This window comes from Ruegeria sp. CL6 (genome assembly GCF_056536465.1).
On record NZ_JBQFPR010000004.1, the window covers coordinates 341,076 to 355,777 of the forward strand.

A 14,702-nucleotide genomic window follows, 5' to 3' on the forward strand; every position below is an offset into this window, starting at 1 on the left:
CACCAAATGAAAATGGCGGAATGAAAACCCATCCCGCCACGATAGAATTGAAAGATCCTGCCGTTCTGCGCGTGTCAGATAGCCAGATACTCTTCGCGCAACTGGGAATTGTCGAGCACTTCGCTGGCTGTGCCGTCGAAAACGATGCTGCCCGTATCCAGAATGATCGCCCGGTCTGCCAGTTCCAGCGCACGCACAGCGTTCTGTTCGACGATGATCGTTGTCATCCCCTGCTGTTTGACATGGACCAGAGTCTTTTCGATCTCATCCACGATCACCGGGGCCAACCCTTCGTAAGGCTCGTCCAGCAATAGCACCTTGATGTCACGGGCCAGCGCGCGGGCAATTGACAACATCTGCTGTTCACCGCCCGACAGGGTCACGCCCTCTTGCTTGCGGCGTTCGCCGAGACGGGGAAACAGTTCGTAAAGCCGCTCTAGTGACCACCCGATTGGGGGCGCGATCTGCGCCAGTTGCAGATTTTCCTCGACCGTCAGGCCGGGGATGATACGGCGGTCCTCGGGCACCAGACCCAAGCCCGCAGCCGCGGCCTCATAACTGGTCATGTTGTGCAGCGGCTGATGATCGAGCCAGATTTCGCCATGGCGCACCTCGGGCTCACCCACCCGCGCGATCGAGCGCAGGGTCGAGGTCTTGCCCGCCCCGTTCCGGCCGAGCAGCGCCAAAATCTCGCCCTCATGCACGTTAAAGCTGACGCCCTGCACGATATAGCTTTCGCCATAGTAGGAATGCATGTCCCACACCGACAGAAAGGCAGGTGCGGTGCTGGCCATATTCGCGTTTTTTGAAAAGTCAGGTTTCTCGTTCATAGCTTTTCCTTACGCTGCCTCGCCCAGATAGGCTTCGCGGACCTTGGGGTTGCCGCGGATGTTTTCCGGAGTGTCCTCGACCAGAGGTGTGCCTTGCGCCAGAACGGTGATCCGTTCGGCCAGACTGAACACCACATGCATGTCGTGTTCGATGATGGCGATGGTGATGTCGCGCTCATCCTTGATCTGTTTCAGCAGGTCGATCGTGTTGTTGGTATCGGCCCGCGCCATACCCGCCGTGGGTTCATCCAGCAGCAAAAGGCGCGGGTTCTGGCTGAGGCACATGCCGATCTCAAGCCGTCGTTTATCGCCGCGCGACAAGGATGCAGCGTGCATCTCGCGCTTGTCGGCCATGTTCATCTCGACCAGCATCGCCTCGGCCTGTTCGACGACCTCTTTTTCGTTGGCAATCGTCTCATAGGCGTGCATCCGAAACGCACCATCCCGCATGGCGAAGATCGGGATCAGCATGTTTTCCATCACCGTCAGTTCGCCGAAAATTTCGGGCGTCTGGAACACGCGGCTGATGCCCATCTGGTTGATCTGGTACGGCTCTAGCCCCAGGACCGAGTTGTTGTCGAACAGAACCGATCCGGTATCCGGCATCAGTTTGCCCACCAGACAGTTCAGAAGCGTCGACTTGCCCGCACCGTTCGGCCCGATGATCGCGTGCACCGAGTTTTCCTCGACGCTCAGGTTCACATCCGTCAGCGCCTTGAGGCCACCAAAGCGTTTACTGACGTCTTTGACTCGCAGAATTGCCATGATCGCCCTCCTTTATTCCGCTGGTTCGGTTTTGCCCGACGGCGCGTCGTCGGTGCCTGATTTCTTGCGCTTGAACCAATTCAGCAAGCGTTGCCCACCTTCAACAAGGCCGCCCGGCAGATAGATGACGACAAGCATGAACAGGATACCCAGCGTCAGATGCCAGCCTTTGCCGATGAACGGGTGGATCAGGAACACAACGGCGTCTTCCAGGCCGTCGGGCAAAAAGGCGAACCAGCTATGCAGGACATTGTCGTTGATCTTCGAGAAGATGTTTTCGAAATACTTGATGAAGCCCGCGCCCAGAACCGGACCGATCAATGTACCGGTGCCGCCGAGAATGGTCATCAGCACCACCTCGCCCGACGCGGTCCACTGCATCCGTTCAGCCCCGGCAAGCGGATCCATCGCGGCCATCAGACCACCGGCCAGTCCCGCATACATGCCCGAGATCACAAAGGCCGCCAGCGTGTATGGCTTGGAGTTCAGACCGGTATAGTTCATCCGCTGCTGGTTCGATTTCACCGCCCGCAGCATCATGCCAAAGGGCGAACGGAAGATGCGGATGGCCAGATAGAACACGACCATCATGATCACAGCGCACAGATAGTATCCCGCGTTGAAATCGAAGCTCCACGCGCCTACGTCCATCGTGTAGGTCGCGCGCATCGGCAACCCGAACAGGTGCGGAAGGTCGGGCGCATTGGCCCCCTGAAGGATTTGCGGATCATCCGCATAGACCTGCAGACCCGTTTCACCGTTGGTCAGGTTAAACTTGGGGTTCGACAGCACCGAATAGGCCAGCGCAAAGCTCATCTGTGCAAAGGCCAGCGTCAGGATCGAGAAGTAGATGCCCGACCGCCTCAGGCTGACAAAGCCGATCAGCAACGAGAACAGCGCGGCGACGACGACGCTCAGCGCGATGGCCGGGATGACGTTATAGCTGAGCAGTTTGAACATCCACACGGCCGAATAAGATCCCACACCCAGAAAGGCCGCGTGGCCAAAGGACAGGTATCCGGTCAGGCCGAACAGGATGTTGAACCCAATGGCAAAGATGCCGAAGATCACAAAGCGCTGCATCAAGTCCGGGTAGCCCGCGTTGAACTGCGCCATGGCGCTGCCCTCGGGGAACGGGTTCAGGATGAAGGGGGCCAGCAAGGTCAGGATCGCAACGATGATCAGCAGGCTGGTGTCTTTTTTGTTCAGTCCCAACATTGATTATTCCTCCATCACGCCTTTGCGCCCCATCAAACCGCGCGGCCGCGTCAGCAGCACGATGATGGCGACAAGGTAAATGATGATCTGGTTGATGCCCGGTATCGTGGTCGTGGCCCAGGTGGTCGAAGCAAAGCTTTCAAGGATACCCAGCAGGAACCCGGCAAGCACCGCTCCGGGCAGCGATCCCATGCCGCCCACAACAACCACAACAAAGCTCAGGACCAGAAAATCCATACCCATGTGGTAATTCGGCGGATTGAGCGGCCCGTACATCACCCCGGCCAACCCAGCGACCGCTGCGGCGATACCGAACATGATGGTAAAGCGCCGGTCGATATTGATACCCAGCAGGCCCACGGTTTCGCGGTCAGCCATTCCTGCCCGCACGACCATACCAAAGGTGGTGAACTGCAGGAACGAGAACACGGCGCCGATGATAGCAACAGCAAACCCGAAATAGACCAGTCGCCAGATCGGATAGATGATCGCGTTCGGGTCAAAGCCGATCATGGTCCCCAGATCGACCGAACCGCTCAGCGCGTCAGGCGGCGGGGTCTGGATCGGGTTTGCACCGAAGAAATACTTGACGATCTCTTGCAGAACGATGGCGAGGCCAAAGGTCACCAGGATCTGATCCGCGTGCGGGCGCTTGTAGAAATGTTTGATCAAGCCGCGTTCCATCACGTATCCGACAAACAGCATGATCGGAATGGCAAACAGGATCGCCAGAGGAACAGACCAGTCGATGATGCTCGCTCCGACCTCGGGTCCGAACCAAGCCTCGACATAGGGCGTTTCAACTTTCAGCGGGTTGCCCAGAAAGTCCGTTTGGGTTTCGTCAACGGTTTCAAAGCTCAGATTCATGAGCTTTTGCAGGGTCACGGCGCAGAACGCGCCGATCATGAACAGCGCCCCGTGCGCAAAGTTCACAACCCCCAGCGTTCCGAAAATCAGCGTCAGACCCAATGCGATAAGCGCATAGGCCGACCCTTTGTCCAGACCGTTCAGAATTTGCAATAGGATGGCGTCCATTGGCCCCACCTCGAGATTGGTCAGCTTGGATTGAGTGGTTCAGCAGGCCGTCGAGCCTGCCAAAAACGTCTGGCCGCCGTCAGGCAGCCAGACCTTTACCTCAGGTTTATGCGCCCGGGTTGCACTGACCCAGCTCGCCACCGGCGAACATTGGGTGCTCGGGATCGTATTCAACCTGCGCACGTGGCGTGATCTCAACGATTTCCAGCGTGTCATACTCGTTGGTCGGGTTCTCATTGCCCCGCACAACCAGCACATCCTTGAAGCACTGGTGGTCAGCACCGCGATACCAGGTCGGACCGTTGCCCAATCCGTCGAACTCGAAATCTTCCAGAGCTTCGACAACACCACAGGGATTGAAGGTTCCCGCACGCTCACAGGCATCCGCATATAGCAGTGTCTGCGCATAACAGGTCTGGGCCGAGTTGGACGGCGGTTTGCCATACTTCTCACCAAAGGACTTCACAAAGGCTTTGGTGCCTTCATCCTGTAGCTGCCAGTTCCAGTTCATCGACCCCAGAACACCTTTGATGTTCTCGCCCGCACCCGCGGCCATCAGCTCGGAATAGAGCGGCACGACGATCTTGAAGTCCTTGCCGTTGGCCACCTTGTCCAGAAGGCCGAACTGAATCGCATTGGTCAGCGAGTTCACCATGTTACCGCCATAGTGGTTCAGAACCAGCACGTCCGCGCCCGAGTTCAGAACCGGAGCGATGTAAGACGAGAAGTCTGTCGACGCGAGTGGTGTTTTGACCGTGTTGACCGTTTCCCATCCCAAGGCTTCGGTCGAGGCGACGATCGACTCTTCCTGGGTCCAGCCCCAGTTGTAGTCTGCCGTCAGGTGATAGGCGCGGCGTTCGTTGCCCATCTCGGCCGCCAGCACCGGTGCAAGGGCTGCACCCGACATATAGGCGTTGAAGAAGTGACGGAAGCCGTTGGCCTTCTTGTCCTTGCCGGTGGTGTCATTGGCATGGGTCAGGCCAGCCATGAAGATCACGCCTGCTTCTTGGCAGAGACCCTGAACCGCAACAGCCACGCCCGAGGACGAGCCGCCGTTGATCATGATCGCGCCGTCTTTTTCGATCATCGACTTGGCCGATGCGCGTGCGGCATCCGATTTGGTCTGCGTGTCGCCCGTGACGAACTCGACCTTCTTGCCGAGGATACCGTTCCCCTGCAGAGCCTTGGACGAGAACGTGTTCAGGCAGCCTCCGTCGCCTTCGCCATTCAGATGCTCGACCGCCAGCTGTTGCGCCAGCAGTTCGTCATTGCCTTCTTCAGCGTAAGGACCCGTCTGAGGGACGTTAAACCCCAAAGTGACAGAGGACCCTGTCGGTTCGTTGGTGTAGGCAGCAGCCGACGAAGCCGTAAAGATCGTTGGCAGGGCCAGACCGGTCCCCGCGACGGCACCGGACTTCAGCACGCCGCGGCGTGTGACAGATTTATTAGTCATTAATTCCTCCCATTTCCCGTTTTCCGCCCTCTGGCTCCTCTTCCATCGGACGAAATCGCATTTCTGCGTAAGGCAAGTATGGAGGCGCTTCTGAAAAATTCACAACAACCCATTAATTTTGCAAGAATCTTGTGTAAACAAATCCACAGAGCGATTAAAAATCTGTAACCATTTATTCATCAGCTATCGGTTAGCCCTTATTTTTGTTTGGATAATTAGTAAATTCCATGGGTCGCTGCACCGAGCAGAACAAATATTTTTCCACAAGCCTTCAACCAATTTGGTCCAAAGGAACCAGAGCGTAGTGCAAAATTGGAATTTCCAGACCAAGCCCGCCACTTGTTTTCATGCAAGTCCCACGCTCAAATCTGAGGGCCAAGCCGGACCTGAAAACCGAAAAATCGCCGCAGACAGTGACGGAAAAGGTATTTTCCAGGCGCATCCGCAGACCCCGATTAGGGTACAGTGCCGCGCCCACGGAGGCATTGTCACCGCCACGGCGACTAATTAGTCACAGCTTCCATCAGATGCCCTCGAATTTAGTGGAAATTAATTTTGGGTTAATTTTTTGATGATAATTCTAGAAGGCCGGGAAGAATCGGTAGAAGTGAAAAGACATTATAAATCATAAGCCTGTAATTTTTTTTGTAACAAGTAACGGAACGGTGTGACATGGATGGGGGGAAAGCTCATAGCGGGGTGTGGCTGCCAAACGCACTTCACGCAAGAGCCATCATCAATTTCATTCACTGGAGCCAGGGCGGTCTGGTATTGGACGCCGCGCTGAAAGGTATTGTTGAAGCCTTCGGCGCTGAATGTGGTGTAATCAGTCGGCTGTGGCTTAACAAAGGCGCACATCGTGTGGCCGCCAGGGCAGATACGCACGACCCCACGGTCAGCCGTCCGCTGTTCCTGTCTTTTGCGAATGATGCGCTGGGTTCTTTCCGCAATATGCCCAAGCGCGCTTCTGTTTTCAGCCTGCAAGATGACGGAGAAGACCCCGGCAACTTGTCAGCCGTCCTGGTCGACTGGGTATCTCACCGAAAGGTAAGAGACATCCTGTTTGTCTGCCTGGACCATCAAGGCGGTGAAATCGACTTTCTTGAGCTGCATTTCGCGCAAAACCCGGAACCTGGGTTCAAGGAAGCTATTGAACAAATCGCTCCGCAGCTATCGGAAACGTACCAAAGCCGCCGACCGGGTTTGGTCACCGAAGCCTTGTCTCGTCAAACGGTGTCTACAATCCGGAAAAGCGCTACGGACACTCCGATCCTCAGCACCGGAAACCCGGCTGGATTGACGCGCGCGGAATGGCGTGTGTGCACGCTGGTCTCTCGCGGCATTTCTCCTCAGGGGATCGGCGAAGAGCTTGGAATTGGCCCGGCAACCGTTAGAACGCATTTGAAGCATATCTACTCGAAAACTGGTTTGGATAATTTTCACATGCTGGCACGCCGCTTGGTATCGGTTGAGGAACGCGAAGCACTGCACGGAAAGCAGCATCAGGCAAGGGCTTGATGCCTGAACACGACTGGCAGAATTGGCTTTCTCTTTGGTTGTTTGCGCCACTTTTCGTAGCTATGGCGTGGACGGACTTTACCCAACTCCGGATTCCGAACTCGTACTGTATCGCCGGCATTGTCGTATTTGTTGCAGCAGCACCATTTCTGGAATGGAATGATCTGCTTATTCGCCTTTTAATCGGTGGGGCATGCTTTGTTATTTGCCTAACCCTTTTCGCCATCAATTGGCTGGGTGGCGGAGACGCCAAAATGCTGCCCGTTGTATTCCTGACCATCCCGCCAGATGTCGTGTCTTATTACCTTTTGCTGTTTGCGGCTGCGATGGCCGTTGGGCTGGTTGCGATGTCTCTGTTTAGGCGTTTTGCCAGCAGCGCTTCGCCGCGCTTCAAGTCCACCGCCCAGTCACGCGAGTTTCCAATGGGCATCGCAATCGGGTCTTCGGGTTTGGTTCTGATCGCGCTGTCTATATTGCAGATGACACGCTAACGATCAGCCACCAAATGCTTCTGCATAGCGAATGAAGACGGGCGCCAGGATGAGGCCAGCGATGGCGGGCAGCATCAGGAAGGCCATTACCGCAGACATTTTAACCGGCAGCTTGTTCGCCATCTCCTGCGCACGCAGTTCACGAAGCTCGCGCATCTCTTCTGCATAAGTGTTGAGAGCAGAGGCAAGAGGCACCCCGAACCGGGTCGACTGCAGCACGACGCTGACGAATGAGCTCATCTCCTCGATGCCTGTGCGACGGGCCATGCGCATCAAGGCGGTGTCCCGATCTCGTCCAGCTTGGATCTCGCTCAAGGCAATCAGGATTTCCTCGGACATTTCCGGGGAAACCAGCTGCATTTCTACAGCGACTTTCAGCAACGCCTGATCAAAGCCCATTCCTGCTTCAACGCCGATTTGAAGAAGGTCCAGCATATTGGGAAACGCATTTTCCATAAGGCGCCTGCGCTCTTTGATGCGCGCTTCCATCCAATAATGCGGAGCAAAGAAGCCGATCCCACATAGGATGGCCACATTCCGCATGATTTCCAACATGTTCAGGCTGGACATATATTCGCCGACGGAGAAGCCAATGCTGTTCGCAGGCTGCCAGTTCAGCAGAAGAATGAACAACAGCGGCAAAGATGTCGCCAGCAATAGACGAAGCATATAGTATCCGGCGATCGCGTTTTTTCCGCGAAAGCCCGATTTCGCCAAGACCTGGCCAACTTCAAAACGCACGCTGGCGTCACTTGGAATAAGGGCAGCGCTCAGTCCGGTGGGCTCATCTCCTTCGACCTTGTCCGGGATGGCCCTTGAAAGATTCTGACGCTGTCGGGTTGGCATCATGCGTTCGGCGGCCGTAGACCGCTCGCTCAGCGATGACGAAATCCCCAGAAAGGCAATAATTGCACCAACTAGAACCAAGGCGAGGATCAGAGCTTGAGTTACCCATCCGCCGTCGAGAAGTGAATTGAAATACTCCATCGCAAATACCCCTTATATCCGGAAATTCACGAGCTTAAACATCACGATAGCGTTCAGGACGACCGCAACCGCAATGACGCTCATAACCGGCCAAAACGCCGGAGCATCCATGACATCGCCGTAATAAGACGGCGTAAGGATTGTCATGAAAACGGCGATTGCGACAGGAATGGCCGACAGAATATAGGCGGTCATACGGCCTTCGGCTGAGATCGCCTTGATTTTGCGTCGCAAGGACATGCGCGCTCGGATCACCCGCGCGAGCGTTCTAAGAATACCCGCAAGATCACCACCTGAACCGTGCTGCATCATCAATGCGACGGCCAAATACCGAACATCTTCTTCGTCGATACGGTCGGCCATGCTTTTCATGGCTGTCGTAAGCTCTTCACCAAAAGCGACCTGGTCAACAACCAATCCAAATTCAGTTCCAATCGGATCCGGCATCTCCTCTGCGACGCTTTGCAGAGTCGCGTTGAGAGGATGTCCCACCTTGAGCCCGCGCGACATGAGATCCAAAGCATCGGGAAGTTGCTTGATCAAGGCTGCCTTGCGCTGTTGAAGCGTGGCCCCCAAGGCCATCAAAGGCCCAATCAGGAAAACAAACGCGGAAATCGGGATCACATGAAGCGGATTGGCAACCATGGACCCGCCAATCGCACAGATCAGGAATGCCGCACCGCAACCAATCAAGAACATCTCGGGAACCATATTCAGGCCCGAAGCCTTCAGCGCGGCTGGCAAGTCGCCCACGAAAGGGAACTTTCGCAGAAACGGCCTGGCTTCTTGAGGCTTGAGAAGGCTCAGGACATCTTCGCCCGTTTTGCCTTCATTCAACATCTGAATCCGGCGGTTGATTGCCTCATCCCGGTTTTCACCGCGCTTGAGGAATTGTCGAATTCCTTCAAAAGCAATCAAGGCGCCGATAAAGATCGCCAAAGCCAGAACAAATCGAACGTCAAACCCGGCCACTTCCATCTCTGGGCCCATGACGGCGTTAAGATTTAGGTTCTCAAAGAAAGACCGAATTTGCTCGAACATGTCTGATCTCCTCAGTTGAACTTGACAGAGGACAGGTCGATCCCGGCGGCAGCCAAGGCATCACTGGATTTCGGACGAATACCAGTAGCCATAAAGCGCCCCAGAACCTTGCCATTTTCGTCTTTGCCTTCGCGTTTAAAGACAAAAATGTCCTGCATGGTGACAATATCGCCTTCCATACCGGTTACCTCGGCAATGGAAGTCACACGACGTGTCCCGTCGGACAAACGATTCAGCTGCAGCACGAAATTGATGGCCGAGGCGATGGTCGCCCGGATCGCCGAGTGTGGAAGCTCCATTCCGCCCATCTGAACCATCTGCTCAACACGCGACAATGCATCCCGTGGGCTGTTGGCGTGTACCGTGGTCATCGAACCGTCGTGACCGGTGTTCATCGCCTGCAACATGTCAAAGGCTTCTGAACCGCGAACCTCGCCAACGATGATGCGGTCGGGTCGCATCCGCAGCGCATTTCGGACAAGGTCACGCTGTGCAACTGCGCCGGTTCCGTCCAGACCCGCGGGGCGTGTTTCCATGCGCAGCACGTGTTCCTGCTGCAACTGCAATTCAGCGGCATCTTCGATGGTAACGATCCGCTCTCTGCCCCCAATATACGACGACAGGGCGTTCAGCATGGTGGTTTTACCGGAACCCGTACCGCCAGAAATCAAGACATTCATCTTTGCTTCGACCAATCCCCGCAACAGGGTCGCCGCGCTATCGTTCAGGGCTTCGTTCTGAACCAAGCGCTGCATCGTCAGGGGAACGCGCGCAAATTTACGAATGGACAAGGCTGGGCCGTCCAGCGCACAGGGGCGAATAATCGCGTTCACGCGGCTACCATCTTCGAGACGCGCGTCCACCCAAGGCTGGCGTTCATCGATACGGCGACCAATGCGGCTGACAATCTTGTCGATAATTCTCAGCAAGTGGCGCTCGTCGCGGAAACGTGCTGAGGTTTTTTCAAGAATACCTCCACGTTCAACAAAAATCTGCTGGTGTCCATTGACCAGAATGTCGTTGATCGTCGGATCGGCCAGCAGGGGCTCCAGAGGCCCAAGCCCCAGCACCTCGTGCATCAACTCCTCAACCAACAGCTTGACTTCTTCGCTGCGCATGGCGCGGCCTTCGGCGCGCAAAAGCTCGGTCGCGTGCCTGCCGATTTCACCGCGGAGTGTGTCCTCCTCGACCTTGTCGATTACTGCCAGGTTCAGCTTGTCCAGCAAAGAGTTGTGCATCCGCGCCTTCAGATCAATTCGATCCAGTTCCAACGCTTGTTGATTTGCCTTTTTCTCGGCATCAAATGCAGCAATATCCGACACGTTGTCGGGAACCTGCTTCGTGTCCAAAGGCACAACCTTGGCTGCGCCAGCGGACGTGCGACCTGTTCTGTCAAATTCACGAAACATATTCCAACCCTTACTACTTGTTATTTCACGTCTTTTTCTGATGAACGATCACTTGCCCACACGAGGAGGCATAGAGATACGGGTTTCATCGGCCAGCTTCTTGATCGCCCGCGTCGCAGGTGCCCTGTTTGAAACGTCCTGCAGAGGAATGCCGCGATCAACGGATTCACGCACGGTACGGTCATCCTTTGGCACCCAATAGGCGAAGTCCTGTTCCAGCAGTTTCGCGGCAGCGCGATGATGCGCAGCGGGGAATAGCGGCTTTTTCTCAAGGCTAGCGACCAGTTGGATATCAATGGACGGGTTTTCAGCCTGATAGAAATCCATCAGTTTGCGTGCTGAACGCACCGAGGGAACCGCTACATCCGTCACAAGGTACAGTCTGTCGGCCTGCGCCAACACCGGAGTAATCCATTCCACAAGCGCACGCGGCAGGTCGACAACGACATAGTCATGGGTGCGCTTCAGGCTATCAAGGATCGCGGAAATCTGTTCCTCTTTGATGGCAGATAGCGGGCCATAGCGCGAAGGCGCGGCCAATACGTCCACGCCGCAGGGCGCTTTTGTAATGGCTTGCTCAAGAAATGCGGAATCGGGGATGCTTTCTTCCATCGCCATCCGCCACATCGCGTCGCTTTCTTCCACATCCATCAAGGCCGCAATGGAGCCGAACTGGAAATCGAGGTCCACAACCGCAACTTCGTTCGCGGCCTTTTTCTTGAAGAAACCTTCCTTGCACTGCAACTCGTTGGCCATGTTTGCGGCAACGAGCGAAGACCCGACCCCACCTCGGGACTTCGCTACGGCAATAACTTTGCCGAGAGTCGCCTGACCGCCCCAAACAGCAGGCAACTGCGCCTGGCGGCGAGCCCGGATTGCGTCTACCTGCGGGACGATCTCTTCGTTGATCGCCTTTCGGGGCAGCACGTCATCCACGCCCAGCTTCTTGAGCTGCCGGGCCTTTTCAAGCGGCAGATCCTCGGGGGCCAGTGCGATAATGATTGCGTTCGGCATACGCGCGTCGCAAATCGATTGCGCCGTGTTGAGCATATTGTCGGACGTTTCGTCGACATCAAAAAGGACCACGTCATGCAGCGCAGTAAGTGAGATTGCCGACCCGTTTACGCCTTCCACCGTATCCTTTCGGCCCGTGAACTCGCAGTTGTCCTGATCAGCCAGCGATCCTTCGATAGCCGAATAGATCTGTTCATCAGGCGAAATCAGCAATACGGAAATCTGCTTGGAACTCATTATCTTTCTCCTCACTCTACCACCCCGTCACCTACAGCAAGGTCCTCGGCAGGGACCGAAGTGCTCATGGCGGGAAGGGAAATGCTGTTTGGGGTATTGGACGTGACCGCAGGATTGCGTGCTGCAAATGCAGCCAGTCCCGCCAGTGGCATTACAAAATCAAAATCAACTTCGATAAGGTCCGCCGTGACAACTGGCGTGTAGGGGCCACCCAGGAAACCAAGCCGCCAATCATGCGAATAGGTAAACTGAACATTGGCAGGGGACGAACCCGGCGGCAGCAAAGGCCCAATCTCATCCCAGATGCGGGCTCCATACGGCGTTGACGTATCTAAGGTGCACGGCTCTGGCAGATTCCCTGTTTTGCTTTCGTCAACACAAATACCACCTGAGCCACCTGTTCTACACAAAGTCCCAAATCTAGGGTTGGTGGTCACACCACCTGCCAGCTCATGTTCCGGGGGAAGAATTCCGCACAAAGGCGGGCCAACGGTCGCAAGTCTGGCGGCCGTGTGCATAGCCTTCTGCGCGGCGGTCGTTGACCAGAACAGGCGACCATAGTCCACCACTCCGAAAATCAGAAGCAAAAACAGCGGGATAACGATGGCCAACTCGACCAGAGCCGATCCACGTTCCTGACGCCAAAATCTGCGGGGGATTTGTGCAAACCGTTTCATACGCCATACACCCTGCTTTGATCCGAGATTTCTGCGGTCAACGAAGTTAGTGAGTCACCAAACCAGCCAAATATTCCGCCAAAAAGATAATCGATTTCGATCTCTGCTGTGACCTGAACAACGGATGCCGGGCTTACGCGGTACGTTCCCGTCCGGGGAATGCACGTCGGGGTGACATCCACTATGTTCACCCCCCCCGGCATGATCGACGAGCCACCCAATTGTTTGGTTACGATATCAGTCACCAGCAGATCATAATTCGCAACGGTTCCAGCGCCGGGTCCAGTGCCGCACAAGTTCACAGGCGCAATACGTGCGACCATTCGGGACGCATCCCGAACACCCGCCGCCGTCGCCTGATGAATCCAGGTGATGCGCCCCCCTTCGATGATCACTGCGAGAAACAGCAGTATCAGAGGAAGGACCATGGCGAATTCAACCATCGGTGCGCCAGCGTCACAACGCTTGAGCCGCGTGATATGTGCAATCAGACGTCTCACCGGTACAACCTCACGACATCGCGGAAGATACCTTCTTCGGTGCTAGTACCTGCACCACCAACTTTCTCGACAACCTCAACGTAGATGTCAAAATCACTGCCAGTGGATTCCTCAAGCGGCTGGATCAGGAACACTTTCACAAATTCCTGGACCGGGACGTTCTCTGCACGACCTGCCACTGGGTTGTCGTCGCAATTGATCGCGGCAGCGATAAAGGTTCTGCGATCAGGATCGGAACTGGGTTGCTTGGAACATTGCGCTCGACCAGTCTCACTCCGATTTTCAAGAATGGTCGTCTCATTCTTAAACTTTTCGATCTCATCAAGATACATTTGATAACGAGTGTCACCTGCCGGCATCACGATAGATCCATTTTCAATTAATGGATGCTGTTTCAGGGGACTATTTTCAGGGTCAAGACCAGTGCCATAGTTCAGGGCGAGGTAGTCGCTTTTGCCCTCATCCCAGTCACCATCCCCAAACCGACCAGCGCCATTTGGAACCGCCGAAGCACAGGTATTTTCTGCAAAACAGTCATCGGGCGGGAAAGGCATCGTATCAGTAGATCGCGTCGGGTTGTTGCCAAGGCAGCTACCGCCTTTGTTTTCCCAACCGGAAATCACTTGGGGTCCAGGCGCATACGCAGCATCATCTTTGAAGCCCTTCATCGTCGCATCGAACATGTCAAAGCGCGAATTGTAGATGGCACTGCCGATCCCGTTCCTTTGACCTGGCTCGGTGTTGACACCGCGTTGGGCAATGCATTTGGTCAAGTTGCCGTTTGCCGCGATCAAGCAGATATAGAGTTTGGAGCCGGTCAATTCTTTACAAGGACCATTCGGGTTGATAAAATTCTCCGGGTCAAGGAACCCGAAATTCCCCGGCCCCCACGCAGAACTATTCCCACCGGTACGCAATTTGATGGTCGACCCAACAACCTTAGGATCGCTGGAAGACCAACCCCGAGGAATACAGAACATCAGCGGCGTCACATCGCAGGCATAAGACGTGTAACCCGCGATGGCCTGTGCGCTGATCTGTTCGTTTGGAGCGGCAGCTCCTACCAGGGTCGCCAAGGCTCGGGCGAATGGCAGGAAAACTGTTCTGGGCGTGGCTGTCACCTCGACCATTACGGCCAGAGTGGGATCCGTTGTAACAAAACTATCGACAGAGTCATAATCTTCAGGATCATCGTCCGGGTCCGGCAGACCAGTCAGAAAACGCAGTGAGAAATCCGCAGCCGAGTCCAGGGTCTGATCACCCTCGGCAAAGAACTGTTTGTCTACGATCATCGCCCCGGCAGCATTTGTGGAACGAGTGATTGCGTCCGCGTTTCCGTCCAACTCTCCAGCGGCGGCCAATGCGACGTGATCGGCATAAGCCTGTAGGTCGGTTTGGGTCGAGGCCATGCGGCCCAAGTCAAAGGTTAGCGCGGCAAACCCGACGATCATGGCTAAGCACAAGGCGACAAAGATCAGGATCGTACCGTCTTCTTTTTTCTTGAACTTGCTTAGCGAGAACATCGTT

At 55.4% G+C, this 14,702-nt stretch carries 14 protein-coding genes; 2 read left to right on the top strand and 12 right to left on the bottom strand.

Annotated elements, in window-relative coordinates:
* Positions 1-74: 74 nt before the first annotated feature.
* The 5 genes from ACR0LH_RS13795 to ACR0LH_RS13815 all read right to left on the bottom strand — a co-directional run bounded on the left by ACR0LH_RS13795 (position 75) and on the right by ACR0LH_RS13815 (position 5,301).
* Positions 75-830 (bottom strand): branched-chain amino acid ABC transporter ATP-binding protein, encoded by a 756-nt coding sequence (locus ACR0LH_RS13795; RefSeq protein WP_170416754.1) that lies wholly within the window; start codon positions 828-830, stop codon positions 75-77.
* A gap of 9 nt (positions 831-839) precedes the next feature.
* Complete coding sequence (locus ACR0LH_RS13800; protein ID WP_170485616.1) at positions 840-1,595, bottom strand: ABC transporter ATP-binding protein; 756 nt, start codon at positions 1,593-1,595, stop codon at positions 840-842.
* Between the two features lie 12 nt (positions 1,596-1,607).
* On the bottom strand, positions 1,608-2,813 hold the full coding sequence (locus ACR0LH_RS13805) for a branched-chain amino acid ABC transporter permease (RefSeq protein WP_170385262.1): 1,206 nt from the start codon (positions 2,811-2,813) through the stop codon (positions 1,608-1,610).
* Positions 2,814-2,816: 3 nt separating this feature from the next.
* Entirely contained in the window at positions 2,817-3,848 is a 1,032-nt protein-coding gene (locus ACR0LH_RS13810; RefSeq protein ID WP_170385259.1) for a branched-chain amino acid ABC transporter permease, read from the bottom strand.
* Positions 3,849-3,954: 106 nt separating this feature from the next.
* A complete protein-coding gene (locus ACR0LH_RS13815; RefSeq protein ID WP_170385256.1) occupies positions 3,955-5,301 on the bottom strand; it encodes a substrate-binding protein in 1,347 nt (448 codons plus the stop codon).
* 672 nt (positions 5,302-5,973) lie between these two features.
* Here ACR0LH_RS13815 and ACR0LH_RS13820 point away from each other — a divergent pair.
* Together ACR0LH_RS13820 and ACR0LH_RS13825 are read left to right on the top strand one after the other, a co-directional pair.
* Positions 5,974-6,819, top strand: a complete 846-nt coding sequence (locus ACR0LH_RS13820; protein ID WP_170485615.1) for a helix-turn-helix domain-containing protein — start codon at positions 5,974-5,976, stop codon at positions 6,817-6,819.
* Positions 6,819-7,310: an A24 family peptidase gene (locus tag ACR0LH_RS13825; protein ID WP_480721414.1), complete on the top strand. Its 492-nt coding sequence runs from the start codon at positions 6,819-6,821 to the stop codon at positions 7,308-7,310. The genes ACR0LH_RS13820 and ACR0LH_RS13825 overlap by 1 nt, the downstream gene beginning before the upstream one ends.
* Before the next feature lie 3 nt (positions 7,311-7,313).
* Here ACR0LH_RS13825 and ACR0LH_RS13830 read toward each other — a convergent pair whose 3' ends face one another.
* Genes ACR0LH_RS13830 through ACR0LH_RS13860 form a run of 7 tightly spaced genes read right to left on the bottom strand, consistent with a single transcriptional unit; the run spans position 7,314 to position 14,698 of the window.
* On the bottom strand, positions 7,314-8,297 hold the full coding sequence (locus ACR0LH_RS13830; protein ID WP_170485613.1) for a type II secretion system F family protein: 984 nt from the start codon (positions 8,295-8,297) through the stop codon (positions 7,314-7,316).
* 12 nt (positions 8,298-8,309) lie between these two features.
* The gene (locus tag ACR0LH_RS13835; RefSeq protein ID WP_480721415.1) at positions 8,310-9,338 is read right to left on the bottom strand and encodes a type II secretion system F family protein; all 1,029 of its coding nucleotides are present in this window, start codon (positions 9,336-9,338) and stop codon (positions 8,310-8,312) included.
* Between the two features lie 11 nt (positions 9,339-9,349).
* Positions 9,350-10,747: a TadA family conjugal transfer-associated ATPase gene (locus tag ACR0LH_RS13840; RefSeq protein WP_170485611.1), complete on the bottom strand. Its 1,398-nt coding sequence runs from the start codon at positions 10,745-10,747 to the stop codon at positions 9,350-9,352.
* Positions 10,748-10,795: 48 nt separating this feature from the next.
* On the bottom strand, positions 10,796-11,998 hold the full coding sequence (locus tag ACR0LH_RS13845; protein WP_480721417.1) for a CpaE/TadZ family protein: 1,203 nt from the start codon (positions 11,996-11,998) through the stop codon (positions 10,796-10,798).
* Between the two features lie 11 nt (positions 11,999-12,009).
* On the bottom strand, positions 12,010-12,675 hold the full coding sequence (locus ACR0LH_RS13850; RefSeq protein ID WP_480721418.1) for a TadE/TadG family type IV pilus assembly protein: 666 nt from the start codon (positions 12,673-12,675) through the stop codon (positions 12,010-12,012).
* Positions 12,672-13,175 carry a TadE/TadG family type IV pilus assembly protein gene (locus ACR0LH_RS13855; RefSeq protein ID WP_480721420.1) on the bottom strand — a complete coding sequence of 168 codons (504 nt, stop codon included), beginning with the start codon at positions 13,173-13,175 and terminating at the stop codon, positions 12,672-12,674. Before ACR0LH_RS13855 ends, ACR0LH_RS13850 begins: the two co-directional genes overlap by 4 nt.
* Positions 13,172-14,698, bottom strand: coding sequence for a pilus assembly protein TadG-related protein (locus ACR0LH_RS13860; RefSeq protein WP_480721422.1), 1,527 nt, complete (start codon positions 14,696-14,698; stop codon positions 13,172-13,174). The genes ACR0LH_RS13855 and ACR0LH_RS13860 overlap by 4 nt, the downstream gene beginning before the upstream one ends.
* Between the last annotated feature and the right edge of the window lie 4 nt (positions 14,699-14,702).